The sequence below is a fragment of the Streptomyces sp. NPDC050732 genome, from assembly GCF_040654255.1.
Classification (GTDB): Bacteria; Actinomycetota; Actinomycetes; order Streptomycetales; family Streptomycetaceae; genus Streptomyces.
The window spans coordinates 161060-186111 of the sequence record NZ_JBFAHP010000010.1 but is presented as its reverse complement, the minus strand read 5'-3'; the positions used below and the strand labels follow the sequence as shown (position 1 = coordinate 186111).

The following is a 25052-nucleotide window of genomic DNA, read 5'->3' as shown; positions in this document are numbered from 1 at the left end:
GGGGGTTGCGATGGGACGCACGGACACGATGGACAACGCCGGCGAGTTAGGGCGGGAGGGAGGCTCTCACCAGGCTTCCGCCGTCTGCACGGCGTTTCAGAACCTGGTGGCCGATGCCGCCCTCGCACTGGAGCCGGACGACTTCGCCTCGGCCGTCCGGCTGCTCGACTCGGTCAGGACGTCCGGCAACTGTCTCTACGTGATCGGCAACGGCGGGAGCGCCGCCACGGCGAGCCATCTGGCGTGCGATCTCGCCATGACCTCGGGCCCCCATGCCGCGGGCCTCCGGACGAACGCGCTCACCGGCAACACACCGCTGCTCAGCGCCCTGGCCAACGACATCGGGTACGACCGGGTCTTCTCCGAGCAGCTCGCGCGCCTGCTCACGCCCGGTGACGCCGTGGTGGCCATCAGCGTCAGCGGCGACTCCCCGAACATCCTCGAAGGTCTCAAGACGGCGCGGGCGCGCGGCGTGCGCACGGTCGGGCTGCTCGGGGGCTCCGGGGGGAGCGCCGCCGCGCTGGTCGACGTGCCGCTGCTGGTGGCCAGCGAGGTGTACGGGGTGGTGGAGACCGTGCATCTGGGGCTTGTGCACTCGCTGGCCCTCGCCCTGGGCACGGGCAGGGGCCACCCCCGGGACATCCTGGACCCGTCGCTCGACGGCATCCAGGGCTGACGGTGGCCCACGGGCCCGCGCGGGCGCCCGATGTGCGTACGGCCGATGTGGTCCTCGTCTCCGACCGGGGCCCTGTGACGTTCCGGTCCACGCCGTCCGGTCCCGTCCCTGAGCGGCGTTCGGGCAGCGTGACGTCGCTGCTCGACAGGTCCGCGCGCGCTCTGCGCGAGGAAGTGTGCTGGCTGGCTCCTTCGACGAGCGAGGAGGACCGCCGGGCGGTGCGGGAGGGGCGGTTCGACGGGCTGGGGCTCGGTTACGGCTTCCGGCCGGTGCCGTGCCGGGCCGAGGACTACCGGCGGTACTACGAGGACGCGGGTGTACGGGGGCTCTGGTACGCGCTGCACGATCTGTGGGACGACCTGCCGCGCGACCCCGGCCCCGGGGTGTTCCGTGACGGCGCGGCCCTGCGGTCGTACCAGAAGGTGAACCGGGCCGTCGCCGCCGCGGCCGCGGCCCGCTGTCATCCCCGTACCGTCGTCTGCTTCCAGGACTACCAGTTCGGCACCGCGCCCGGGTTCCTGCGGGCCCGGCTGCCGACGCAGACGGTGGGTTTCTTCATGCACGCGGCGTTCGCGGCCCCGGCCGCTCTCGCGGTGCTGCCCCGGGTGGTGCGGGGGCTGCTCCTGCGCGGCATGCTCGCGGCGGACGTCCTCGGCTTCCAGAGCGAACGGTGGGCGGACTCCTTCCTGCGGCTCAGCGAGGAGGCCGGTCACGAGGTCGACCGCCGGGCGGGGGTCGTCCGGCACGGCTGCCGGCGGACGCTGGTCCGCCGCTATCCGGCCCCGCCCGACCAGGAGTACCTGTCCGGTGTCTTCGGCACCCGGGACGCCGACCGGTGGTCCGGCACCTTCCGCCGGCTGCGGCAGGGGGCGCGGCTGCTGGTGCGCGTGGACCGGCTGGACCCGGCGAAGAACGTGCTGCGGGGCTTCGAGGCCTTCGCGCTGCTGCTCGCCGACCATCCGGAGCTGCGGCGCCGGGTCAGGTTCGTGGCCTGTCTGACGCCTTCACGGGCCGGGGTGCCGGAGTACGCGTGGTACGCGGCCCGGGTGCGGGACGCCGTCGCCGGCATCCAGCGGGACCACCCCGGGGTCCTGACCGTGTACTGGGAGGAGGACCGGGTGCGGGCCATGGCGGCGCTGCGGGAGTACGACGTCCTGCTCGTCAACTCGGTGCACGACGGGATGAATCTGGTCGCCCAGGAAGGGGTGCTGGTGAACCGGCGGGACGGAGCGGTCGTCCTGTCGGCGCTGACCGGGAGCGCCGAGCGGCTGCGCGCGGGGGCCGTCGTCGTGCACGACCCGCGCGACGTGCGCGAGACCGCGTCGGCGCTCCGGCGGGCGCTCGCGATGCCGCCGCACGAGCGGGCCGGCAGGTCGCACCGGATGCGCGCGCCGCTCCTCGCGACCTCGCCCGAGGGCTGGCTGCGGGCGCAGCTCGCGGATCTCGTGGCGGTCCGCGACGGCACGGAGCCGTAGGGCTGCTCGGCCTGTCGTGTCAGCCGGTCGTGCCGCCCGCTATGTCGCCGTCCGGTCGACCAGTTCGCGGAGGGCTTCGTGCACCGCGTCCGCGCGCGGGTCGCCGAGCCGCTCCAGGTCCTCCAGGGCGAGGGTGTAGTAGACGGCGGCTTCCTTGAGCCGCCCCATCGCGGCCGTCGTCGCGCCCAGGTTGAGCGCGGTCGTCGCGGCTCCCGGCTCGTCGCCGAAGGACCGCCTGATGCGCAGCGCCTCGTCGAAGGCCGCCACGGCCTCCTCGTCGCGTCCGGCTGTCCGGTGGGCCTCGCCGAGGTGGTTGAGCGAGGTGCCCTGGCCGAAGAGGTCCTTGATCTCGCGCTGGATGCCGAGGGCGCGGAGCCAGCAGCTGATCGCCTCATCGATGCGGCCGAGGTCGCGGTGGGCGGTGCCGAGGCTGTTGAGGTCGATGCCCTCGTTCCAGCGGTCCTTGATCTCCCGGTGGATGGCCAGTGCTTTGTTGGAGCAGCGGATCGAGTCCTCGATGCGGTTCATCCGCCGGAGGGCGCCCGCCAGGTTGTTGAGGGAGGTGCCTTCGCCGTACTTGTCGCCGATCTGTCGGCGGATGGACAGGGCCTCCTCCCAGACCTCGACGGCCTTCTCGAACTCCTGTGTGCCGCGGTAGGCGTTGCCGAGGCTGTTCAGTGTCCAGGCCTCTCCCCTGCGGCAGCCGGAGCGCCGCGCACCCCGGAGGCCCAGTTCGTGGGTGACGATCCAGTCGCTCAGGAGCTTGCGGACGTTGAAGAAGCTCCACAGGACGACGGGCAGTTGCCAGGCGGTCGCGTCCTGCTCGTACTGCACCGCCTGCCTGACCAGCGCGATGAGATGCGTCCGCTCGGTGTCGCACCATGCCAGCGCCTCCGCGCCGTCGGCGAAGCGGAGCGGCTCGCACCGGTCGGGCAGTTCGTCGAGGTCGATCCTGCGCCGGTGGGGCATGAGCTGTCTGTTCGCCGCGTCCGCCGTGTGCAGGTACCAGAGCAGACAGCGTCTGACGGACTCCTGTCTGGACTCCGCGGACTCCTCCTCGTACGCCCGCTCGGCGGCGTAGTCGTGGATGAGGTCGTGGAAGCGGAACCGGTCGGGCGCGACCTGTTCGAGCAGGTGGCAGTCGATCAGGCCCCGCAGATACAGGTTGGTGCGCATCCTGGAGTCGCCGGTCGCGGCGGCGGCGGCGAGCAGGCTGAACTCGCCCGTGGGGTGCAGCCCGAGGATGCGGAAGCAGCGCGCGCTGCCGGCGCCCAGCGCGCGGTACGACCAGGAGAAGGCGACGCGCACCTCGCGCTGCTCGTCGCCGGTGTCCTCGACGGCCGCGCCGAAGGTGTCGAGCCGGTGGCGCTCGTCCCCGAGGCCCTCCAGGAGGTCGGCGATGGGCCACTGCGGATACGCCGCGACGCGTTCGCCCACGATGCTGAGGGCCAGCGGCAGATGGCCGCAGCCGGCCGCGAGTTCCTCGACCGCGCCGCGCTCCTGCAGCACGCGGTCGCCACCGACGATCCCTGTCAGGAGCTCGACGGACTCCCGCTCGCTGAGGGTGTCGAGGCGGATGCTGCGCGCGCCGTAGCTCCCGACCAGGCCCTGGAGGCGGTTGCGGCTGGTCACGATCACCACGCAGGTGGAGCTGCCCGGCAGCAGGGGGAACACCTGTGCCGTGTTGCGGGCGTTGTCCAGGAGGACCAGCATCTTGCGCTCGTGCAGGAGGGTGCGGAACAGGGCCGCGCGGGGTTCGAGTTCCTGCGGCACCTTGGGGGACGGCACGTCGAGCGCGTGCAGGAAGTCGGCGAGGACCTCCGCGGGTTCGAGGGGGGTGCCCGGGCCGTGGCCGCGGAGGTTGACGTACAGCTGGCCGTCGGGGAACGCGTCGCGGGAACGGTGCGCCCAGTGCACCATCAGCGCGGTCTTCCCGACGCCGGGGGCTCCCCCGACGGAGGAGATCACCGCGGTGTCCGGGCCCTCCTGCCGCGGCTCCCCGAGGAGCAGGTCGAGCTCGGCGAGCTCACCCTCGCGGCCGACGAACCCCGGGCGGTCCAGCGGGAGTTGGTGGGGCACGGGGAGCGGCGGCCGGTCCGTCGTCCGCGCTTCGGGCGACTGGAACCGCAGCAGGCGCTCGATGATCCTGCGGCCGAACTCCGGGTCGTCCGTGACGGCCCGGGACAGCTCGTCGACCGAGCCGAACGAGCCGACCGACCCGAACGAGCCAGCCGCGGGGTGGAGTCGGTTCCCGGCCTGCGGGCCCTGCGGGCCGCGCAGCCTGTCGGCGCGTTCGTCGAGCAGCCTGCGGAGCCCCTCCCAGCTGGTCTGCGAACCGGTCCTGGGAGCGTCGCGCGCGGGCGTGCCCGCGGCCGGTCCTCGGATCTCCCCTGCTGACACAGATCCACCCCCGTGGAGTCGAGGCGAGTTGGGCGGATTATACGTCTTGCACAATGATGCGAGACGTGTCCGGGACAGGCGGCCCGGGTATTCTCGCGGCGTCCGGTTCTCCTTGAGGAGGGTGCGTGCCGAACGCATCAGCAGATGCCCTGGTCCTTTTCGGCGCGACCGGAGATCTGGCGCGCCGGAAATTGTGGCCCGCGCTCTACCGCTTGTCGCTGTCGGAGCTGTCGGAGCTGTCGGAGCTGTCGGAGCTGTCGGGACCCTCGGAGTCGTCGGAGCGGCGCGTGCCTCCGGTCGTCGCCGTCGGACTGCCCGGACCCGGCCGGGCCGGCTTCGAGAAGTTCGTCGCCGCGGCCGTGCACGACATGTGCGGGCCGCCGGACGGCACGGTGCTGCGGCGGCTGCTCGCCAGGACGTGCTTCGTCGAGGGCGACACGACGCGGCGCGGCACGCTGGAGGAGGTGGCCGGGGCGCTGCGCTCCGCGGTCCGTCCCGTGTACTTCCTGGGCGTTCCGCCGCCGCGGGCCATCGCGACGATCTCGACGATGGGGGCGGTGCGCCTGCCGCAGGGCGCCGTGCTCGTGGAGAAGCCCTTCGGCAATGATCTGGATTCTGCCCGGCGGCTCAACGCCTCCTTGCTCAAGGTTTTCTCCGCCGGCTCCGTCCTGAGAATCGATCACTATCTCGGGAAGGAGGCCGTCGAGAATCTGCTGGCTTTTCGTTTCTGCAATCCCTTTCTGGAGTCGGTCTGGGACCGGAGAACCATTTCCCGGGTGCAGATCACGCATTGCGAGGTCAGGGGTGTGGACGGCCGGGGAGCGCTGTACGAGGGGATCGGGGCGGTCCGCGACGTGGTGCAGAGCCATCTGCTGCAGCTCGTCGGAATGGTGGCGATGGAGCGCCCGGCCGACGGCACCGCGGAGGCCTTCCGCGAGCGGATCGCGGACGCGCTCGCCGGGGTGCGTCCGGTGGCTCCCGGGCACCTGGTCCGCGGGCAGTACGCGGGGTACCGGGCGGAGGCGGGGGTGGCCGCGGATTCGACGGTGGAGACCTTCGCGGCGCTGCGGCTCGACATCGACGCCGAGCGGTGGCGCGGGGTTCCGTTCCTGCTGCGCTCCGGCAAGGGTCTCGCCTCCACGGCGATCGAGGTGGTGGTCGACTTCGTGCCCACCGAGCACCGGCTCTGGTTCGCCCGGCGGGAGCCCGGGCCGGCCCGCGTCCGGTTCCGGATCGGTGGTCACGGCGGGGCCGTGCTGACGCTCAACGCCCGTGGGCCGGGGGCGGATCCCGGTCCGGTGCCGGTCGATCTCCCCCTCGACCTGGCGGACGTGCCGGCCGCGGACGCCTCCGGGGGCGCGTGGGAGGCGTACACGCATCTGCTGTCGGACGCCCTCCAGGGCAGGACGGGGAGGTTCGTGTCGATGCGCACCGTGGAGGAGTCGTGGCGTGTCGTGGCGCCCGCCCTGGAGGTGCGGGAGGCGCCGCTGGAGTATCCGCCGGGTTCGTGGGGGCCGCGGAAGGCGGCCGACCTGCCGGGTGGCGGGGGCTGGTGCGTGCCTCTCCCGTGACGGGCCGTCGTCGCCCGTCAGGCGGTGGGTCCGGGCTCTGTCCCCGCGTCCCGGACCGCCATGCGGTAGGCGCCCCGTACGCCCACCAGCGGGTCGAGGGCGAGCCGCACCGGGATCTCCGCGAGCAGGTCGTGGTGGCAGGCGCCCGGGCTGATGAAGCGGTGCAGGAACTCCGTCTCCGTACGGAGGAGTTCCGCCACTCCGGGGGCCTGCAGCACCCCGCTCGTCAGGGTGACGACGCCGCCGGCGGGCAGGCACACCAGGGCCACGCCGCGCAGGTACTGGCCGAAGAGAGCGGCGAACAGCCTGATGACCTCGATGCCGCAGGCGTCTCCGGCGAGCGCCGCCGAGGTGATGACGGGCGCGACGGCGGCCCCGGCCCGGCGCGCCCCGGTCACCCGCTCGTCGAGCCCGGGACCGGGCGGCGTACCGCGGCGCACGTAGTCGTACATCCGGTCGAAGCCGCGGAGTCCCCCGATGGACTCCTCGACGGTGACGGCCCCGTCGAACTCCGCCCTGAGGCCTGCGAGGTATCCGGCCTCGAAGTCGTTCTCCGGCTGCCAGGTGACGTGTCCCGACTCGGAGGTATGGACCACGCCGTGCGCGTCCAGGAGGGCGCTGCCGACTCCGCTGCCCACGGAGACGGCGAGGAGCTCGCCCCCACCGGCGGCCGGCTCGTGGCGGGTGAGGGCATCGTGTCGGGTGAGCGGGCGCACCTCGTCGGGGCCGAGGTCCGCCATGCCGTGCGCGGTGGCCGTCATGTCGTTCACGACGCGCAGCCGGACGCCGTGCCGCTCCGCGAACCCCGCGCTGTCGAACGGCGGCCAGGCGGGGAGGTTCGTCAGCCGCACGGTGCCGTGCGCCGGGACGCGGCCCGCGACCGCGAGCACCATGTGCGTCGGCCGCAGGTCCGCCCGGCGCAGACAGGCGATCAGGAGCTCCTCCAGCGACGGATGGTCGGCGGTCCGCACCTTCGCTTCCACAGGTGCCGGATCTTCGGTCCGTCCGCCGCGCAGCCGGGTATGGGTGCCTCCCACGTCGAACGCGGCCACCGCTGTACGCACTGCATCACCACTTCGGAGTCCGGGCCGGGCCAATTGACGTACGGCCAAACCGAGTTGTCGTGGGGCACAGTATGACGAGACGTCCGTGCGCGGGCGCGGGCGCGGGAACGGATTTCGGTGATGCGGTGATGCGGTGATGTCGGTACAGATCGAGGTGACGGGCGGCCCGGCGGGGTCCGACACGACGCTGATCCGGGAGCTGCACGCCTGGCTGCAGCGGGAGGACGAGCTGCGGGGGCGCGTCCGGCTGCGGAGCGCGGCTCCCGGGCCCGGGCAGATGGGGGCCCTGACGGAGCTCGTCCTCACCGCGGTCAGCAGCGGTACGGTCGCCGCGCTGGTCGCGTCCGCGCAGCTCTGGATCAAGCAGCGCCGCGCGGACCTCTCCATCGTCGTCCGGCACCCCGACGGCAAGGAGGTGGAGATCGACGCGCAGCAGATCTCGGGGGCCGAGGAATTCATCCGAACGGTACTGCGCGACTCGGACCCGGCCCCCTGACTGCCCGGGCGGGCGGGCCGGGCGGTCGCGGCCTCCTCAGGACGTGCCCGTCAGGTCCTTCAGGGCGATGTTGAGCTTCAGGACGTTGACGCGGGGCTCGCCGATGAAGCCAAGGGTCCGCCCGTCGGTGTGCGCGTCGACCAGCTTCTGGACCTGCCGGACGTCCAGGTGGTTCTTCGCGGCGACGCGGTGGACCTGGAGGTCGGCGTAGGCCGGGGAGATGTGCGGGTCGAGGCCGGAGCCGGAGGAGGTGACGGCGTCGGCGGGCACGTCGGAGGGCTTGACCCGGTGGTCCGCGGTGGAGTTGTCCTTGATGACGGCCGCCTTGGCGTCCTTCACCTGTCGGATGAGGTCCTTGTTGTCGCCGGAGAGGTTGGTGGCACCGGACAGCAGCAGTTTGTACTGGGTGTTGACGGTGTTCTCGCCCAGGCCGTTGGAGGGGCGGGGCTGGAACCACTTGAGGTCCGGCGACGCTGTCTCCTGGCCCTTCTTCAGCGGCAGGTCGTAGCGCTGTCCGATGAGTTCGGAGCCGACGACCTCGCCGTCCGCCTTGACCTCGGAGCCGTTGGCCTGGTCGTGGAAGAGGACCTGGGCGGCGCCGGTGACCGCGAGCGGGTAGAGGACGCCGCAGAGCACGGTCAGGACCAGCAGGGCGCGCAGTCCCGCGCCGAGCAGCCGGGCGGTGTTTGTGACGGAGTTGTTCATGGCCGTGTCACCCAATGCCGGGGATGAGGGAGAGGAGCATGTCGATGATCTTGATGCCGATGAACGGGGCGACGAGCCCGCCCAGGCCGTAGACGCCGAGGTTGCGGCGCAGCATGCGGTCCGCGCTCATCGGCCGGTAGCGCACGCCCTTCAGGGCCAGCGGCACGAGCGCGACGATGATCAGCGCGTTGAAGACGACCGCGGAGAGGATCGCGGACTCCGGCGAGGCCAGGTTCATGATGTTGAGCTTGTCGAGGCTCGGGTACGCCACCGCGAACATGGCCGGGATGATCGCGAAGTACTTCGCGACGTCGTTGGCGATCGAGAAGGTCGTCAACGCACCCCGCGTGATGAGGAGTTGCTTGCCGATCTCGACGATCTCGATGAGCTTCGTCGGGTTGGAGTCCAGGTCCACCATGTTCCCGGCCTCCTTGGCTGCCGAGGTGCCGGTGTTCATGGCCACACCGACGTCGGCCTGGGCCAGCGCGGGGGCGTCGTTGGTGCCGTCGCCGGTCATCGCGACCAGCTTGCCGCCGGCCTGTTCGCGTTTGATCAGCGCCATCTTGTCCTCGGGCGTGGCCTCGGCCAGGAAGTCGTCCACGCCCGCCTCGTCCGCGATGGCCTTGGCGGTGAGCGGGTTGTCGCCGGTGATCATGACGGTCTTGATGCCCATGCGGCGCAGTTCGTCGAAGCGCTCGCGCATGCCTTCCTTGACGACGTCCTTGAGGTGGATCACCCCGAGGACCCGGGCGCCGTCAGCGTCTTCCACAGCCACCAGCAGCGGCGTGCCACCAGCTTGTGAAATGCGGTCGTTGAGTTCCTGCGCATCCTCGGCGACCTCGCCACCACGTTCCTCGACCCAGGCGACGACCGAACCGGTCGCGCCCTTGCGGACCTTGCGCCCGTCCACGTCCACGCCCGACATGCGGGTCTGCGCGGTGAACGGCACCCACTGGGCGCCGGTCAGCTCGCCCTGGTGGCGTTCGCGCAGACCGTACTTCTCCTTGGCCAGCACGACGATGGAGCGGCCCTCGGGCGTCTCGTCGGCCAGCGAGGAGAGCTGGGCCGCATCGGCGACCTCCGCCTCGGTGGTGCCGCGCACCGGCACGAACTCGGCGGCCTGCCGGTTGCCCAGGGTGATGGTGCCGGTCTTGTCCAGCAGCAGCGTCGACACATCACCCGCGGCCTCGACCGCCCGGCCCGACATGGCCAGGACGTTGCGCTGCACCAGGCGGTCCATGCCCGCGATGCCGATCGCGGACAGCAGCGCACCGATGGTGGTGGGGATCAGGCAGACCAGCAGTGCCGCCAGCACGATCATCGAGGTCTGGTCGTCGGCCCCGGCGTAGATCGCGAAGGGCTTCAGCGAGACGACGGCCAGCAGGAAGACAATCGTCAGCGAGGCCAGGAGGATGTTCAGGGCGATCTCGTTGGGCGTCTTCTGGCGGGCCGCGCCCTCGACCAGGTTGATCATGCGGTCGATGAACGTCTCACCGGGCTTCGTCGTGATCTTGATGACGACGCGGTCGGAGAGGACCTTCGTACCGCCCGTGACCGCGGACCGGTCACCTCCGGACTCGCGGATCACCGGCGCCGACTCACCGGTGATAGCGGACTCGTCGACGGAGGCCACGCCCTCCACGACATCCCCGTCGCCGGGAATGATGTCGCCCGCCTCGCACACCACCAGGTCACCGATGCGCAGCTCGGTGCCGGGCACCGCCTCCTCGACGCCGCCGGCCAGGCGGCGTGCCACGGTGTCGGTCTTGGCCTTGCGCAGGGTGTCGGCCTGCGCCTTGCCGCGGCCCTCGGCGACGGCCTCCGCGAGGTTGGCGAAGACCGTGGTCAGCCAGAGCCAGGCGGTGATCGCCCAGCCGAACCAGTCCCCCGGATCCTTGATCGCAAGGACGGTGGTGACCACCGAACCGACCAGGACCACGAACATCACCGGCGACTTGACCATCACCCGCGGATCGAGCTTGCGGAAGGCGTCCGGCAGCGACTTGATGAGCTGGGCGGGGTCGAAGAGGCCCGCGCCGACCTTGCCGGCGTCGGCGGACGTGTGGCCGGTGGGGACGTCGTGGTGGGGGGCGCGTTCCGCGGTGGCGACCGCCCCCGCACCCCGGTCGTCCTTGTCGTGCTGTGTGGTGTGAGTGCTCATGACGCCAGCCCCTCGGCAAGCGGTCCCAGCGCGAGCGCGGGGAAATAGGTGAGACCGGTGATGATCATGATGGTGCCGACCAGCAGGCCGGTGAAGAGCGGCTTCTCGGTACGCAGGGTGCCCGCGGTCGCGGGGACCGGCTGCTGCTCGGCGAGCGAGCCGGCGAGCGCGAGGACGAACACCATCGGCAGGAAGCGGCCGAGCAGCATCGCGAGGCCGATCGTGGTGTTGAACCACTGCGTGTCGGCGCCCAGGCCGGCGAAGGCCGAGCCGTTGTTGTTGGCTCCGGAGGTGTAGGCGTACAGGATCTCGGAGAAGCCGTGCGCGCCGGTGTTGGTCATCGAGTCGGCCGGGGTGTCCAGGGCCATCGCGACGGCCGTGAAGCCGAGGACGAGCGCGGGGGTGATGAGGATGTAGCAGGCCGCCAGCTTGATCTCGCGGGTGCCGATCTTCTTGCCCAGGTACTCCGGGGTGCGTCCGACCATCAGGCCCGCGATGAACACGGCGATCATCGCCATGATGAGCATGCCGTAGAGGCCCGATCCCGTGCCGCCGGGCGCGATCTCGCCCAGCTGCATGCCGAGCATCTGGATGCCGCCGCCGAAGCCGGTGAAGGAGGAGTGGAAGGAGTTCACCGCGCCGGTGGAGGTGAGTGTGGTGGCCACCGCGAAGATCGACGAGCCGCCGATCCCGAACCGGGTCTCCTTGCCCTCCATCGCCCCGCCGGCCAGGTCGTAGGCCGGCGCGCCGTGGTGGAACTCGGTCCACATCATCAGCGCGGTGAAGCCGATCCAGATCGTGGCCATGGTGGCGAGGACCGCGTAGCCCTGCCGGAGCGAGCCGACCATCCTGCCGAAGGTCCGCGTCAGCGCGAACGGGATGAGCAGGATCAGGAAGATCTCGAAGAGGTTGGACAGCCCGTTGGGGTTCTCGAAGGGGTGCGCGGAGTTGGCGTTGAAGTAGCCGCCGCCGTTCGTGCCCAGCTCCTTGATGACCTCCTGCGAGGCGACCGCGCCGCCGTTCCACTCCTGCGTCCCCCCGATGAACTGGCCGACCTCGTGGATGCCGGAGAAGTTCTGGAGGGCGCCGCAGGCGACCAGGACGAGCGCGCCGATGACGGAGATGGGGAGGAGGACGCGGACGGTGCCGCGCACCAGGTCGGCCCAGAAGTTGCCCAGCTCGCCGGTGCGGGAGCGGGCGAAACCGCGTACCAGGGCGATCGCGACCGCGATGCCCACCGCCGCCGAGACGAAGTTCTGCACCGCCAGGCCGCCGGTCTGCACGACGTGGCCCATGGCCTGTTCGCCGGAGTACGACTGCCAGTTGGTGTTCGCCACGAACGACGCGGCGGTGTTGAACGCCTGGTCCGGGTCGATGGACTTGAAGCCGAGCGAGCCGGGCAGCGAGCCCTGGAGCCGCTGCAGCAGGTAGAGGAAGAGGACACCGGCCGCGGAGAAGGCGAGGACACCGCGCAGGTAGGCGGGCCAGCGCATCTCCGTGTCGGGATCGGCACCAATGGCCTTGTAGATCCACTTCTCGGCGCGAAGGTGCTTCTTCGAGCCGTAGACGCGGGCCATGTAGTCACCGAGCGGGCGGTGTGCCAGCGCGAGCGCCGCTATCAGGGCGAGCAGCTGGAGCACACCGGCGAGGGCGGGGCTCATATCCGTACTCAGAACCTCTCCGGAAAGACGAGGGCGAGGACGAGATAGCCCAGGAGAGCGACGGCCACGACGAGGCCGACGATGTTCTCGGCGGTCACAGCTTGGTCACCCCCTTGGCGACGAGGGCCACCAGCGCGAAGACCGCGATCGTGGTGACGACGAAGGCCAGGTCGGCCATCGTGAGCTCCTGAAGGACGTGGACGGTGCAGTGCTTGCTCGGACGGTTAGAGGTAACCCCCTTTCCCGCCGTCCACGACCTTCGTTGACACCCTCCATACGGCGCTTTCAGCCGTCTTGACGGCTCTCTTACGGACCGCTCAGCTCGGCGGGGCGCACCAGGGCGTGGCCCGTCGTCGCGTCGACGTGGTCCGGGATCTCGTCGTGGCGGTCGCCGACCGTCAGGGTGCCGGTGGGTTCGAAGAGGAGGATGCGGGCGCCCTGGGGGGCGTACGGGCGGTGTTCGGTGCCGCGCGGGACCGTGAAGACGGAGCCCTGCGGGAGCGTGACCCTGCGCTCCCCCGCCGGTTCGCGCAGGTCGATGTGGAGCTCGCCGCCGAGCACCAGGAAGAACTCGTCGGTGTCGTCGTGGACGTGCCAGACGTGTTCGCCCTCGACCTTGGCCACGCGTACGTCGTAGTCGTTGACGGAGGTGACGATGCGGGGGCTCCAGAGGGCGTCGAAGGAGGCGAAGGCCTGGTCGAGGGCGATGGGTTCGCCGCTCGCAGCAGGGGGTTCGGTGGTCGCAGCAGTGGGTTCGGAGGTCATGGGGTGATCTTGCGCCGTGGCGTGCCGCTGCCACGAGTGCTAGAAATCGCACATGCCGCAAGAATCCTCGCAGCCGCGCTCCGGGCGGCCTCCGCACCGCGTCGTGGTCGTCGTCGACGAGGGCACCAACCCCTTCGAAGTCGGCGTCGCCACGGAGGTGTTCGGGCTGCCGCGGCCCGAACTCGGCCTGCCGGGACCCCTGTACGAGATCGTCCTGTGCACCCCGAGGCCGGGCGTCCGCATGAACCACGGGTTCTTCACCCTCACCGGCGTGCCCGGACTCGACGCCGTGGACGCCGCGGACACGCTGATCATGCCGGGGCGGCCCGACACCACCGTGCCGCGCGCCCCGGACGTGCTCGCCGCGATCCGGCGGACCCACGCGCGCGGCGCCCGGATCATGAGCTTCTGCACCGGCGCCTTCGCGCTCGCCGAGTCGGGCATCCTCGACGGGCGCCGGGCGTCCACCCACTGGCAGTGGGCCGACTCCTTCCGTGAGCGGTTTCCGGCCGTCCAGCTCGAACCCGACGTGCTGTTCGTGGACGACGGCGACATCCTCACCGCGGCGGGCAGCGCGGCCGCCATCGACCTGGGTCTGCACATCGTCCGCAGGGACTTCGGCGCCGAGGTCGCCAACTCCGTGAGCAGGCGACTCGTCTTCGCTGCCCACCGGGACGGCGGGCAGCGGCAGTTCGTGGAACGGCCCGTTCCAGAAGTGCGGGACGAGTCCCTCGCACCGGTGCTCGCCTGGGCGCAGGAGCGGCTCGGCGACCCCCTCACCGTGGCGGGGCTCGCGGCCCGCGCGGGGGTCAGCACCGCGACCCTGCACCGGCGCTTCCGGGCCCAGCTGGGCACCACTCCGCTGGCCTGGCTGACCGGCGAGCGCGTGGCTCTGGCCTGCCGACTCATCGAGCGCGGCGAGGAGCGTCTGGACGTGGTCGCGCACCGCAGCGGGCTGGGCACCCCGGCCAACCTGCGGGCCCGGCTGCGCCGCGGGACGGGGCTCAGTCCGTCCGACTACCGGCGCAGGTTCGGCCCCGGCACGCCCGCGGCGGCTGGCCGGATCCCGGCTGCCGCCACGGCCCGCACCCCGTGAAGACTGGCCTGTCCCACCCTCGCCACCCCAGCAGAGGCGGACCGCCATGCCGAACGGAGCGCAGATCCTGATCAACGGCCTTGTGGACGCGGGTGTCCGCGTCTGCTTCGCCAACCCGGGCACCTCCGAGATGCACTTCGTGGCCACGCTCGACGAGACGCCCGACCTGCGGCCCGTGCTGTGCCTCTTCGAGGGCGTGGCCACGGGCGCCGCCGACGGGTACGGGCGGCTGACGGGCCGCCCCGCGTGCACGCTGCTGCACCTCGGGCCCGGCCTCGCGGGGGGCCTGCCCAACCTGCACAACGCGCGGCGGGCCGCGACGCCCGTCGTCAACGTCGTCGGCGACCACGCCCTGCACCACAAGCGGCTCGACGCGCCCCTGGAGTCCGACATCGGGGCGCTGGCCGGCACCGTCTCGGCCTGGACGCGCCGCACGTACTACGCCACCGAGCTCGCCGGTGACGTCGCGGCCGCCGTCGCCGCGGCGACCGGTCCGCCCGGCGCCGTCGCGACGCTGGTCGTGCCCGCCGACGTGTCCTGGTCGGAGGCGGGCGAACCGTCCGCGTCCGTGCGGCCCGCCCCGGCGCGGCGCGGCCTGGTGTCCGTGGACGCCGTGACGGGCGCCGCCGAGGCGCTGCGGTCCGGTGCGGACGTCGCCCTGCTGCTCGGCGGGGCGGCCGTGCGCGGCGCCGGGCTGGCGGCCGCGGGGCGGATCGCCGCGGCGACGGGGGCGAAGCTGCTGTGCGAGACGTTTCCGGCCCGTCTGGAGCGGGGCGCGGGACGGCCCGCCGTCGAGCGGCTCGGCTACTTCGCGTCGGGCGCGCTCGGCCAACTGACGGGCCTGCGGCACCTCGTGCTGGCCGGTGCCGCGTCGCCGGTGGCCTTCTTCGCCTATCCGGGGCAGAGCGGGGCGCTGGTGCCGGAGGGATGCGCCGTGCACAGGCTCACGGCCGGTGCGGAGGACGTGACGGCGGCGCTCGAAGGGCTCGCCGAAGTGGTCGGGCCCGGCGTGGGCCGCGTACGGGAGGAGGTGGTCAGGCCGGCGCTGCCCAGCGGTGAGCTGACCGCCGAGTCGGCGGCCGCCGTGATCGGGGCGCTGCTGCCGGAGGGTGCCGTCGTCGTCGACGAGGCCAACACGTCGGGGCTGTGGCTGCCCGGTGCGACCGCCGGTGCCCCGCCGCACGACTGGCTGACGCTGACCGGTGGCTCGATGGGGCAGGGGCTGCCGCTCGCGGTGGGCGCGAGTATTGCCTGTCCCGACCGGCCCGTGCTCGCGCTGGTCGGGGACGGCGCGTCGATGTACACGCCGCAGGCGCTGTGGACGCAGGCGCGGGAAGGACTCGACGTCACGACCGTGGTCTTCGACAACCGGTCGTACGCGATCCTCAATCTGGAGCTGGGGACGGTGGGAGCGGCCACGGGCGAGACGCGGGCGCGCCGGCTCCTCGACCTCTCCGGTCCGTCCCTGGACTTCACCGCGCTGGCGCGCGGGATGGGGGTGCCCGCGGAACGGGCCACCACGGCCGAGGAGTTCGCCGCGCTGCTCAAGCGGGGTCTGGCGGAGCCGGGTCCGTTCCTGATCGACTGCGTGGTGCCGGCGCTGGCGTGACTCCGGCCCCGCTGTCCCGTGGCGGGTGTGTCGGGTGTGTCGGCTGTGTCAGGTGTCCCACAGCCCTTCGTGGCGGCGGTGCGCGTCCGTGAGGCCCGCGGTGAAGTACTTGTCGTAGTACTCCGTCTCCACGTGGTGGACCTGGAGCCACACCCCGGGGACGTGGATCGCGTCCGTGTGCGCGGGAAAGCGGCGGTGGGTGCGCAGGATGTACTCGCAGATGTCCCGCGCGCACTCGATCACCCGCTCCTCGTACTCGCTCGCCTCCGCCAGGTACCGCAGCCCGTACTCCTCCTTGTAGATGCGGGCGAAGACGTCCTTGTCGCCGTAGGTGCCGCCGGGGCCGAACTTGGCGCGGATCACCGCGTCGACCGCCGCCGTCATCGTGCGGTGCGCGGGCGGGCACGCCGCCTCGATCAGGCGTTCGCCGTCGGGTGCGGTGAGGCCGACCGGGTGGGAGCGGAGGTTCGCGTACTTGGGGAGCGGGACGTGCCAGCGCCACAGGTCGGGCAGGCGCCAGCGCGGGGTGACGAAGGTGAAGCCGAGCATCCTGCCGTACGCGCGGGAGAACTTCGGGTCGCCGAGCGCTATCTGCGGATTGATGGAGGCGTGGATCCAGGCGCCGAGACCCATCGCCTCGGCGCTCAGCATCAGGTTCTGCAGGAGCAGGTCCGCCTCTATCTGGGTGCGCAGCGGGCCGAGGGCGCCCAGCGGCAGCTTGATGTCGCCGTTGAGGAAGCCGTTCCTGACCCACTTCTTGACGCCCGCCGGCCGGTAGAAGTTGCGGTCGTCGACCAGCGTGGGGCGGACGTCGTCCGGCTGGGTGAGCAGGTACATCAGGGCGTTGATGTACTGGTGGGAGAGGTCCACCACCGGGAAGAGGACGGTCGTGCCGGGGAGGTTGGACAGGAAGCGGTTCGAGTCCAGGTAGGCCGGGAAGTCGCGCCGGTCCTCGGCGACGTCGAGGCGGTGGTCGAGGACGCGGACCTTCGCCTGCCGGGCCCGCTCGACCAGGCTCGTCGCGTCGAGGGGGGTGTCGGGGGCGGGGTCCAGTCGGCGCAGGAAGTACGTGCCCGAGTCGTTGATCAGGAAGAAGTGCGTGCCCTGCGCGTTGTCGGGGCTGCCCGCGGTGCGGCCCGCCATGGTCATGTTGGGCTTGGCCATGATGGGCTTGCCGTCGCGCGGGTCGTCGAAGGGCCGGTCCGGCATGGTGAGGCCGGTGCAGCCGGTGAGCGCGATCAGCACGGCCTCCTCCAGTTCGGAGAGGGGCCGCGGCTCGTGCGGCGACCGGTAGCTCATCGAGCCCGCGGGGACGGCGGCGCCGCGGCTCACCCGGTGGGTGCGGCGGCGCCAGACCGTCTCCACGAGGGGCCGCGCGAACAGGTCCGCGAGGCCCGGGTGGCCGGGGCCGCCGTCAGCCGTCCGCACGCCCGCCACCGTCACTGACCGGCTGCACCTGGCGCCACGGTGCGAACGCGCTGGCCCCGCGCGGCAGCAGGCCCGCGAGCTCCGGGCAGTGCCGCAGCAGGACGGAGTTCATGCCGCCCTTCTGCACCCAGTCGATGCCGAGCGGCGTGTAGATCTCGGGGCGGAAGTCGACGGTGAGGAAGCGGTCGCTCTGCAGCCGCCGGGTGGCCATCAGGATGAAGACGCGGAAGGCCGTGTCGCTGAAGCCGAAGCCGTGCGGCGGGTTCTCCGCGAACAGGCCGACGACGGTGTCGATGTCGTCGACGGAGCGGTAGACGTCCTTGAGGCGGGCGACGGTCCCGGGGTCCTGCGACAGGTCCTCGAAGCGGCGGATGCGCTGCTTGTGCAGCCCCTCGCGGAAGTCGTTGTAGCGGGGCACGCCGCGCCTGCGGGTGCGGACGAGGTCGACGACGGACAGGTCGATGATCTCGCCGTCGCGCTCGAAGTGCTGGAGCGCGCGCGGGAAGTTGTGCAGGGTGATGGCGCCCGGGTGTGAGATGCCGAAGGAGTACAGAGTGTCGGCGAGGCCCGTCTTGCGGATGGCGGCCTCGGCGGCGGCGCCCTGGATGTCGTTGAACGACAGGGTCTCCAGGCGCTGCCCGAAGTGGTGCTCGCGCATCTCGAAGTCGTCGGGGATCAGCGGGTGCATGCGGTAGACGGTGACGAAGTCCTCCGTCAGGGAGTACGGCGCGCTGTGGTGGTCCGGCAGCGTCTTGGGTATGCCCGTCAGCGAGTGCGACTCGAACAGCCACAGGCCGAGCTTGTTGAGCCAACTGCTGGGCGGGCCCTCCCAGTTGGTGCGCAGACCGATGTCGATGGCCTCGGTGGCGAGGATCGCCGGGGTCCATTCCACGGTGTGGATCTTGGCGATGAGGGCGGAGACGACGAGGCGAGCGGTGTGGTAGACGCTCTCCTGGCTCATCGACGGGTAGGCCTGCCGCAGCGCTTCGCAGACCGCGTTGTGCTCGCGGGCGAAGAGGGTGTGCATGGCGCTGAGGCCCATCCACCAGCTCTCGGCGAAGCCGGTCAGCGGGATGCCGTTCGGGCCGATGGGCAGGTGGCCCTCCTCCAGGCGGAGTTCGGCGCCGCCGTCGGGCTCGCGCAGGAACCTTGCGGTGTGTTCGTTCTCGCCGTACACCTCGGAGCCGTCCCACCAGTGCGACGCGGTGTTGGCGAAGAGGATCGGCGGTTGGTCGCCGGGGAGTTCGACGCCTTCGTTGTCGGCGAAGCGCATCACGCGCTCGGCGGGCCCGCCCGGCGTGTTGTACCAGGTGGTGCCGGGCGGCAGCGGCACCTCGACGGACTTGCCGCCGGGCTTGTGGCGGCGGTGGTTGACCCAGTCGTGGACCTGGAACTGGATCCAGGCGGCGGCGAGGACGTTCAGCGAGGTCGCGGGCAGGAACGTGTCGCGGTGCAGCAGCTCGCGGCTGACGGTGACCGGGTTGGGGACGTCGAAGAGGTCGGGCCGGTAGACGGGCTTGAGGTTGCGTCCGAAGGGGGCGCCCACGGCTCCCATGGCCGGCCGGGACAGGTCGTTGTACGTCCCGTCGTAGGAGCGGACGGTGCGCAGCTGCTCGTCGACCGGGGCAGGCACGGGCATGGTCTTCGGCGGCGCCTCGTGCACGTCGGTGTCGATGAGGTTGAAGCGGCGCAGCGCCTTGCGGAGGAAGACGAGGTTGAGCAGGCCGGCCTGCACCGGCAGCTTGTGCCACGGGACATAGCGGTTGAGCAGCCGCAGGGCCGCGTCGACGGGCACGCCGACCACCTTGTTGCGCAGCGGCTCCTCGGTGACGAAGCGCAGGCCGTGCCGGTGGGCGGCGCTCGCCTCGTACGCCGTCCTGCGGGCCCGGTTGAGGTTGCCGAGCGGGCGGAAGTCCTCCGTGCTGAACCAGGGGTTGAAGCCCATCACCTCCACGCGGCCGCCCGCGGCGCGCGCCTCGGCGGTGTCGAGGTCCTGGCTGGGGATGGTGAGCGTGGCCACGGGCACGGCGGGGGCGACGGACTCAAGCCACTCCACCGAGCCGTCCTCGACGGGGGTGCGGCGCTCGTCGACGTACCGCTGCAGGCACAGTTCGAAGGTGACGTCCTGCCGGGCGAGCCGGGTCTCCAGGTCGCGGCGCAGGTACTGCGGGTCGCGGCGCTCGGGGTCGGACTTGGCGGTGGCCGCGCCGCCCGCGGGGCGCAGCAGGTAGCGGACCGGGCCCGCCTCGCCCCACAGGATGGCGCTGCGGCTCCAGTACGTCTCGGCGGCGAGGCTGTGCACGGTACGGCGGGTGGCGGCCTGGATGTTGCGGCGCATCCGGGTGGCGGTGGCGGGGCCGACGGTGAGCGGGAGTTCGACGAAGAGCGCGACGGCTTTGCGCAGCCGGGTCGTCGCGCCCGCCATGGCCTTGGCGAAGGCGACGAACTCGCGGGCGTCGCGGGCGTGCGAGACCGGGTGGTTGGTGGCGAGCAGGTCGTGGTGCTCCTCGGTGGAGACGGCCACGCGCACGGCGGCGCCGCGCAGGTCGGGGGCGCCGTCGGCCTGCCGGGTGCCGCCCGCGTTGGAGAGCCGTACGGTCGCCGGGTACTCGGCGCCGGGCCGGGCGAAGCCGCAGCGCAGCGCGTCGGGCAGGTCGTCGTGGAAGCGCAGGCGGGCGTTCTCCACGCCGAGCGCGGCCTTCTCGTGCTGGACGCGCCCGATGTCCGCCGCCCGGGCCGCGCGCCGGTTCTTCTCCTGGACCTTCATCAGTTCCTTGGCCAGTCGCTCGAAGATCCGGCGTTCGGCCTCCGGGCTGCCGCCCAGGTAGCGCTCGTAACTCTGCTGGTGCTGTCCGGTGTCGGCCATCGGGCGCCTCTTCCTTCGCACGTTCCTTCGCACGGCTGGTGGCGGTACTGCGTACGGGACAGGGGGCAGGCAGGCAGACGCTACTGGCGGCACCGGTCGGCCGCAGCGAGGGTTCCCGCCTATGTGCGAGGCCTCGCCGGTGCCTCGAACTGGCGGGCGGGGCAGGGTGTTTGGGCCCGTGGGCGGGGTTGCCCCGGGTGCGGCGGGCGGCGGTGGGTGCTTGGTTCACACCCCGTGTGATTCTCCTTTTCCCACCAGCCCCACGCGCGGGCTGCGCGCGATGGCCAAGTCCCGTCGGGTGCCGGCCGCCGCGGCGCCGGTGAGTTGACGGTGTGCCGGGCCGGTGGTGTGCTCGCAACTCCGGTGCAGCCAACGCTCGTTGTGGGGGGAACGTCATGCGGGACGACTTCGCCAGGGGGCCGAGCTTCGCGGAGCTGCGCCCGTTCAAGGAGCCCACCGAGGGGGCGCCGGGGCACCCGGCCTTCCCCGTCCACCGTGACCTGGTGGACCTGCTGGCCGCGGACAAGGGGCTGCCGGACACCGAGGGGCCCGTCCCGCACACCATGGCGACGTGCGCCGCGTACGCGTACGCCGGTGCCGGCCGGGTCGGCGATCCGCGCACGGTCGCCATGATCATGTCGAGGCTCGGCCTGGAGGAGAACCGCTGCCGGGTCTTCGAGCAGCGGGTGGACGCCATGTACATCGCGTCGGCCGCGTATCTGATCCAGGACAAGGACCGGCGGGTGGTGATCCTCTGCTACCGCGGCACCCAGCCCGAGGACATCATCAGCATCCTCACCGACGCCGACGTACGCCCCGAGACCCTCTGCGTGGACCTGGCGGGCGAGCGTCACGAGGTGCACGCGGGCTTCTACCGCAACATGCGCGCCACCCGGCACCTGATCATGCAGGCCCTCGACCGGGCGGCCCGCGGCGAGTCGGTCGACCCCGAGGAGAAGGGCGTACGCGGCGACGGCATGGAGGCGCTGTACATCACCGGGCACAGCCTCGGCGGGGCGATGGCCGCGCTGATGGGTGTCGTCCTGGCCCACGAGCCGCGCTACCACTCCGTCGCCGAACGGCTGCGGGCCGTCTACACCTTCGGCCAGCCGCTGCTCGGCGGGCCCGAGTTCGCCGACGCCTGCGCGCGCGCCACCGACCACCGGGGCGAGTACGTCCTGCGGGACCGGCTGTTGCGCTACATCTTCGACCGTGACGTCGTGCCCGCGCTGCCGCCGCGGCCCGTCGGGCCGTACGCCCCCTTCGGCCGCGAGCTGCACTACCGCAGGCCCCGCGGGGTGGCGGAGGGGACGCTCGCCTTCGCGGCGGAGACGGCGATCGACGCGGTCTCGCTCCCGGGCGACCTGCTGCGCGGGCAGCTGCGGCGGATGGCGGGCCGCAGGGCGCGGGCGGCCGGGCGCTCCCTGTCCGAGCTGGCGCGGGGGCCGCGGGCGGGCGGCTGGGCGGAGGTGAGCGACCCCGGCCTGCACTATCCGCAGATGGACAGCCTCGCCGGGCTCGCGGTGGTGGCGCCGCTGGCGTTCTTCGCGGCGCGCCTGGCGCTGACCCGGACGATTCCGTTCACGTACTCGTTCGAGGACCACGGGCCGGGGCACTATGTCAATGCGCTGACCCCGCCGGGGGTGTTGAGCGAGTTCGGGGACGTGCTGTGAGGGCGCCGCCCGGTGAGAACGCGACCTAGTCGATGAAGGCGCCGTCGACGTAGACCCATGCTCCGTCGGTGCGCTCGAAGCGGCTGCGCTCGTGCAGTGCGTCCGGGCGGCCACCGTCCGTGTATCTAGCACGGAAGGTGACCGTGCCGGTGGTGTGGAACGCCGTGCCCTCCGTGGTCGCCTCGATGTCCAGGCCCACCCAGCGCAGCGCCGGGTCGAAGTCGACGCGCGGCGGCCTGGTCCGCGGGTGCCAGGTGCGCAGCAGGTAACCCTCGTCCCGGACGGCGAAGGCGCTGTAGCGGGAGCGCATCAGCTCCTCGGGGGTGGCCGCGGCGGCCTCGCCGCGGTGCAGCCTGCCGCAGCACTTCTCGTACGGCAGGGGGTGCCCGCAGGGGCAGGACGTGGCGGTGGGGCGTGGCGCGCGTCGGGACATGGCGCCCATTGTCGCCGACCGCCCCGCGGGTCCCGGCCTCAGGGCGCGAGGATGTCCAGCTCCTCCAGGGCGCCGAGGGCGATCTCCCGCGTCAGCGCCTCCGCGCGGACCGCGTCGCCCTCCCTGACCGCCTCGGCGACCTGGACGTGCAGGGTGACGGCGGGTGGGTCGGGGTCCTCGAACATCACCTGGTGCGCGGTACGTCCCGTCAGGACCTCGGCGACGACGTCGCCGAGCCGGGCGAACATCTCGTTGCCGGACGCGTTGAGGATGACCCGGTGGAAGGCGACGTCGTGCTTCAGGTAGTCCTCCAGCTGGTGGCCGCGCGAGTGGGCGACCATCCCGATGGCGCACTCGGTGAGCTCCGCGCACTGGGCGGCCGTCGCGTGCCGGGCGGCGAGCCCCGCGGCGACCGGTTCGACCGCCGAGCGCAGGACGGTCAGGGAGCGCAGCTGCCGGGGCCGGTCGGCACCGGCGAGGCGCCACCGGATGACCTGCGGGTCGTAGACGTTCCACTGGTCGGCGGGGAGCACGGTGACGCCCACGCGGCGGCGCGACTCGACGAGGTGCATGGACTCCAGGACGCGGACCGCCTCCCGCATCACGGAGCGCGACACCTCGAAGCGCTGGCCCAGCTCGTCCGTGCGCAACACGCTGCCCGGCGGGTACTCGCCGGCGGTGATGGCGGGCCCGAGGCTTTCCAGTACGCGGGAGTGCAGCCCTCGGGCATGTGCGGTCATGACGGAAGCCTACGAGGGGCACCCCGGGAACAATAAGTCAGACTTTTATGTCACAGTCTCTTGAATTCGTCAGACCTAATGGGTTTCAGTGACGTGAACAACCGACCGATGTCGATGAAGACAGCGAGGCAGTACGCGATGCAGGAACGGCGCACCCCCCACGTCGTCGTGGTCATGGGCGTGGCAGGGACCGGCAAGACCACGATCGGGCCCCTGCTCGCGGACCGGCTCGGCGTTCCCTACGCCGAGGGCGACGACTTCCACCCGGCGGAGAACATCGCGAAGATGTCCTCCGGCACGCCGCTCACCGACGACGACCGGTGGCCCTGGCTCGACGCCATCGGCGCCTGGGCGCACGGGCGGGCCGGGCTCGGCGGGGTGGTCAGCAGCTCGGCGCTGAAGCGGAGCTATCGCGATCGGCTGCGGGCCGCCGCGCCCGATGTCGTCTTCGTCCACCTCACCGGTGACCGGGCCCTCATCGAGGACCGGATGTCGCATCGGCAGGGGCACTTCATGCCTACGGCGTTGCTCGATTCGCAGTTCGCCACGTTGCAGCCCCTTGGGGCGGACGAGGCGGGTGTCGCCGTCGACGTCTCGGGTGACCCCGAGGAGATCGCCGACCGGGCCGTCGCGGCGCTCGGTCGACTCGGCTGAGCGCTCCCGCCGGAAGGTCTCTGATCTGCGGGCCACCTGTGGCTGGTCGCGCAGTTCCCCGCGCCCCTTGGGCGCGCCCCCGCACCGCACCACCATCACGTACCCACGTCCAAGGAAGCCACCGTGACCCATCTCAGCGTCGAGATGTTGGCAGCGGAGCCCGTCGAGCCGATCACCTCGGCGGGCCATGCCCAGCTGGGGATCGCCGTCCTCGCGGGCATCGCCGTCATCGTCCTGCTCATCACCAAGTTCAAGCTGCACGCCTTCCTCGCGCTGACCGTCGGGTCACTCGCGCTCGGCGCCTTCGCCGGTGCCCCGCTCGACAAGGCCATCACCAGCTTCACCGGCGGGCTCGGCTCGACGGTCGCGGGTGTCGGTGTGCTCATCGCGCTCGGCGCGATCCTCGGCAAGCTGCTCGCCGACTCCGGGGGTGCCGACCAGATCGTCGACACGATCCTCGCCAAGGCCGGCGGGCGCGCGATGCCCTGGGCGATGGTCCTCATCGCCTCGGTGATCGGTCTGCCGCTCTTCTTCGAGGTCGGCATCGTGCTGCTGATCCCGGTCGTCCTGATGGTCGCCAAGCGCGGCAACTACTCGCTGATGCGGATCGGCATCCCGGCGCTCGCCGGTCTGTCCGTGATGCACGGGCTCATCCCGCCGCACCCCGGCCCGCTCGTCGCGATCGACGCGGTCGAGGCCAACCTCGGTGTCACGCTCGCGCTCGGCGTCCTCGTCGCCATCCCCACGGTGATCATCGCGGGTCCGCTGTTCTCGAAGGTCGCGGCCCGCTGGGTGGACGTACCGGCCCCCGAGAAGATGATCCCGCAGCGCCCTTCGGAGGACCTGGACAGGCGTCCCGGCTTCGGCGCGACGGTGGCGACCGTGCTGCTGCCCGTCGTGCTGATGCTGGCCAAGGCGCTGGTGGACATCGTGGTCGACGACCCCGAGGCCACCGTGCAGCGGGTCTTCGACGTCATCGGGTCGCCGCTGATCGCCCTGCTCGCCGCGGTGATCGTCGGCATGTTCACGCTGGGCCGGGCGGCCGGGTTCACCAAGGACCGGCTGTCGACGACCGTCGAGAAGTCCCTCGCCCCGATCGCGGGCGTGCTGATGATCGTGGGCGCGGGCGGCGGCTTCAAGCAGACGCTCATCGACGTCGGCGTGGGCCAGATGATCCTGGACTTCTCCAAGGACTGGTCGATCCCCGCGCTGCTCCTGGCCTGGCTGATCGCGGTGGCCATCCGGCTCGCGACGGGCTCCGCGACGGTCGCGACGATCTCCGCGGCGGGTCTGGTGGCGCCGCTCGCCGCCGACATGTCGACCTCGCACACGGCGCTGCTCGTGCTCGCGATCGGTGCGGGTTCGCTCTTCTTCTCGCACGTCAACGACGCGGGGTTCTGGCTGGTCAAGGAGTACTTCGGCCTTGACGTCGGCCAGACGATCAAGACGTGGTCCGTCATGGAGACGATCATCTCCGTGGTGGCGGGCGGCCTGGTCCTGCTCCTGTCACTGGTCATCTAGCGCGCCGTCTCCTGGGGCTCCGCCCCAGACCACGCTCCTCAAACGCCGGAGGGGCTGA

General features: G+C 71.8%; 20 protein-coding genes. 9 read left to right on the top strand and 11 right to left on the bottom strand.

Translation table 11 applies throughout. The features are described 5' to 3' along the window. The first annotated feature begins 106 nt into the window (after positions 1–106). Together AB0H82_RS11945 and AB0H82_RS11940 are read left to right on the top strand one after the other, a co-directional pair. Entirely contained in the window at positions 107–676 is a 570-nt protein-coding gene (locus AB0H82_RS11945) for an SIS domain-containing protein (RefSeq protein ID WP_362991457.1), read from the top strand. A 2-nt stretch (positions 677–678) separates the two neighbouring features. Further along, on the top strand, positions 679–2151 hold the full coding sequence (locus AB0H82_RS11940) for a trehalose-6-phosphate synthase (protein ID WP_362991455.1): 1473 nt from the start codon (positions 679–681) through the stop codon (positions 2149–2151). Positions 2152–2190: 39 nt separating this feature from the next. Here AB0H82_RS11940 and AB0H82_RS11935 read toward each other — a convergent pair whose 3' ends face one another. Next, positions 2191–4551 carry a tetratricopeptide repeat protein gene (locus AB0H82_RS11935; protein ID WP_362991453.1) on the bottom strand — a complete coding sequence of 787 codons (2361 nt, stop codon included), beginning with the start codon at positions 4549–4551 and terminating at the stop codon, positions 2191–2193. 125 nt (positions 4552–4676) lie between these two features. Here AB0H82_RS11935 and AB0H82_RS11930 point away from each other — a divergent pair, with 125 nt between their 5' ends. Further along, positions 4677–6122 carry a glucose-6-phosphate dehydrogenase gene (locus AB0H82_RS11930; RefSeq protein ID WP_362991451.1) on the top strand — a complete coding sequence of 482 codons (1446 nt, stop codon included), beginning with the start codon at positions 4677–4679 and terminating at the stop codon, positions 6120–6122. A gap of 17 nt (positions 6123–6139) precedes the next feature. On the opposite strand, the gene AB0H82_RS11925 is transcribed toward AB0H82_RS11930, so the two are convergent. Continuing rightward, complete coding sequence (locus AB0H82_RS11925) at positions 6140–7186, bottom strand: glucokinase (RefSeq protein WP_362991449.1); 1047 nt, start codon at positions 7184–7186, stop codon at positions 6140–6142. 136 nt (positions 7187–7322) lie between these two features. Between AB0H82_RS11925 and AB0H82_RS11920 the strand changes: the two genes are divergently transcribed. Next, positions 7323–7682 carry a hypothetical protein gene (locus AB0H82_RS11920; RefSeq protein ID WP_362991447.1) on the top strand — a complete coding sequence of 120 codons (360 nt, stop codon included), beginning with the start codon at positions 7323–7325 and terminating at the stop codon, positions 7680–7682. A gap of 36 nt (positions 7683–7718) precedes the next feature. Here AB0H82_RS11920 and AB0H82_RS11915 read toward each other — a convergent pair whose 3' ends face one another. The 5 genes from AB0H82_RS11915 to AB0H82_RS11895 form a co-directional block, all read right to left on the bottom strand. Continuing rightward, a complete protein-coding gene (locus AB0H82_RS11915; RefSeq protein WP_362991445.1) occupies positions 7719–8387 on the bottom strand; it encodes a potassium-transporting ATPase subunit C in 669 nt (222 codons plus the stop codon). Positions 8388–8394: 7 nt separating this feature from the next. Further along, a complete protein-coding gene (gene kdpB, locus AB0H82_RS11910; protein WP_362991443.1) occupies positions 8395–10548 on the bottom strand; it encodes a potassium-transporting ATPase subunit KdpB in 2154 nt (717 codons plus the stop codon). Next, positions 10545–12209 carry a potassium-transporting ATPase subunit KdpA gene (gene kdpA, locus AB0H82_RS11905; RefSeq protein ID WP_362991441.1) on the bottom strand — a complete coding sequence of 555 codons (1665 nt, stop codon included), beginning with the start codon at positions 12207–12209 and terminating at the stop codon, positions 10545–10547. Before kdpA ends, kdpB begins: the two co-directional genes overlap by 4 nt. A gap of 8 nt (positions 12210–12217) precedes the next feature. Beyond that, positions 12218–12307: a K(+)-transporting ATPase subunit F gene (kdpF, locus tag AB0H82_RS11900; protein WP_033264828.1), complete on the bottom strand. Its 90-nt coding sequence runs from the start codon at positions 12305–12307 to the stop codon at positions 12218–12220. 208 nt (positions 12308–12515) lie between these two features. Continuing rightward, complete coding sequence (locus AB0H82_RS11895) at positions 12516–12974, bottom strand: cupin domain-containing protein (RefSeq protein WP_362991439.1); 459 nt, start codon at positions 12972–12974, stop codon at positions 12516–12518. A gap of 52 nt (positions 12975–13026) precedes the next feature. Here AB0H82_RS11895 and AB0H82_RS11890 point away from each other — a divergent pair, with 52 nt between their 5' ends. Together AB0H82_RS11890 and AB0H82_RS11885 are read left to right on the top strand one after the other, a co-directional pair. Continuing rightward, positions 13027–14070: a helix-turn-helix domain-containing protein gene (locus tag AB0H82_RS11890; protein ID WP_362991437.1), complete on the top strand. Its 1044-nt coding sequence runs from the start codon at positions 13027–13029 to the stop codon at positions 14068–14070. Positions 14071–14116: 46 nt separating this feature from the next. Continuing rightward, positions 14117–15679 carry an acetolactate synthase large subunit gene (locus tag AB0H82_RS11885; protein ID WP_362991435.1) on the top strand — a complete coding sequence of 521 codons (1563 nt, stop codon included), beginning with the start codon at positions 14117–14119 and terminating at the stop codon, positions 15677–15679. Positions 15680–15727: 48 nt separating this feature from the next. Here AB0H82_RS11885 and AB0H82_RS11880 read toward each other — a convergent pair whose 3' ends face one another. Next, a complete protein-coding gene (locus AB0H82_RS11880; RefSeq protein WP_362991433.1) occupies positions 15728–17107 on the bottom strand; it encodes a hypothetical protein in 1380 nt (459 codons plus the stop codon). Next, positions 17094–19973, bottom strand: coding sequence for a peroxidase family protein (locus tag AB0H82_RS11875; protein WP_362991431.1), 2880 nt, complete (start codon positions 19971–19973; stop codon positions 17094–17096). The genes AB0H82_RS11880 and AB0H82_RS11875 overlap by 14 nt, the downstream gene beginning before the upstream one ends. A gap of 395 nt (positions 19974–20368) precedes the next feature. Between AB0H82_RS11875 and AB0H82_RS11870 the strand changes: the two genes are divergently transcribed. Further along, entirely contained in the window at positions 20369–21646 is a 1278-nt protein-coding gene (locus AB0H82_RS11870) for a lipase family protein (RefSeq protein WP_362991429.1), read from the top strand. 25 nt (positions 21647–21671) lie between these two features. On the opposite strand, the gene AB0H82_RS11865 is transcribed toward AB0H82_RS11870, so the two are convergent. Next, the gene (locus tag AB0H82_RS11865) at positions 21672–22079 is read right to left on the bottom strand and encodes a YchJ family protein (RefSeq protein ID WP_362991427.1); all 408 of its coding nucleotides are present in this window, start codon (positions 22077–22079) and stop codon (positions 21672–21674) included. A 38-nt stretch (positions 22080–22117) separates the two neighbouring features. Then, positions 22118–22819 carry a FadR/GntR family transcriptional regulator gene (locus tag AB0H82_RS11860; protein ID WP_362991425.1) on the bottom strand — a complete coding sequence of 234 codons (702 nt, stop codon included), beginning with the start codon at positions 22817–22819 and terminating at the stop codon, positions 22118–22120. Positions 22820–22957: 138 nt separating this feature from the next. On the opposite strand from AB0H82_RS11860, the gene AB0H82_RS11855 reads away from it, so the two are divergent. Further along, a complete protein-coding gene (locus AB0H82_RS11855) occupies positions 22958–23473 on the top strand; it encodes a gluconokinase (RefSeq protein ID WP_362991548.1) in 516 nt (171 codons plus the stop codon). Positions 23474–23596: 123 nt separating this feature from the next. Then, positions 23597–24994 carry a gluconate:H+ symporter gene (locus AB0H82_RS11850; protein ID WP_362991423.1) on the top strand — a complete coding sequence of 466 codons (1398 nt, stop codon included), beginning with the start codon at positions 23597–23599 and terminating at the stop codon, positions 24992–24994. Positions 24995–25052: the final 58 nt, after the last annotated feature.

What these genes read in the sequence shown, in the direction of transcription:
- AB0H82_RS11920 (WP_362991447.1), top strand. Translation starts at nt 7,323, where the DNA reads ATGTCGGTACAGATCGAGGTGACGGGCGGCCCGGCGGGGTCCGACACG.
- AB0H82_RS11915 (WP_362991445.1), bottom strand. Translation starts at nt 8,387, where the DNA reads ATGAACAACTCCGTCACAAACACCGCCCGGCTGCTCGGCGCGGGACTG.
- kdpB (WP_362991443.1), bottom strand. Translation starts at nt 10,548, where the DNA reads ATGAGCACTCACACCACACAGCACGACAAGGACGACCGGGGTGCGGGG.
- kdpA (WP_362991441.1), bottom strand. Translation starts at nt 12,209, where the DNA reads ATGAGCCCCGCCCTCGCCGGTGTGCTCCAGCTGCTCGCCCTGATAGCG.
- AB0H82_RS11895 (WP_362991439.1), bottom strand. Translation starts at nt 12,974, where the DNA reads ATGACCTCCGAACCCACTGCTGCGACCACCGAACCCCCTGCTGCGAGC.
- AB0H82_RS11890 (WP_362991437.1), top strand. Translation starts at nt 13,027, where the DNA reads ATGCCGCAAGAATCCTCGCAGCCGCGCTCCGGGCGGCCTCCGCACCGC.
- AB0H82_RS11885 (WP_362991435.1), top strand. Translation starts at nt 14,117, where the DNA reads ATGCCGAACGGAGCGCAGATCCTGATCAACGGCCTTGTGGACGCGGGT.
- AB0H82_RS11875 (WP_362991431.1), bottom strand. Translation starts at nt 19,973, where the DNA reads ATGGCCGACACCGGACAGCACCAGCAGAGTTACGAGCGCTACCTGGGC.
- AB0H82_RS11870 (WP_362991429.1), top strand. Translation starts at nt 20,369, where the DNA reads ATGCGGGACGACTTCGCCAGGGGGCCGAGCTTCGCGGAGCTGCGCCCG.
- AB0H82_RS11865 (WP_362991427.1), bottom strand. Translation starts at nt 22,079, where the DNA reads ATGTCCCGACGCGCGCCACGCCCCACCGCCACGTCCTGCCCCTGCGGG.
- AB0H82_RS11860 (WP_362991425.1), bottom strand. Translation starts at nt 22,819, where the DNA reads ATGACCGCACATGCCCGAGGGCTGCACTCCCGCGTACTGGAAAGCCTC.
- AB0H82_RS11855 (WP_362991548.1), top strand. Translation starts at nt 22,958, where the DNA reads ATGCAGGAACGGCGCACCCCCCACGTCGTCGTGGTCATGGGCGTGGCA.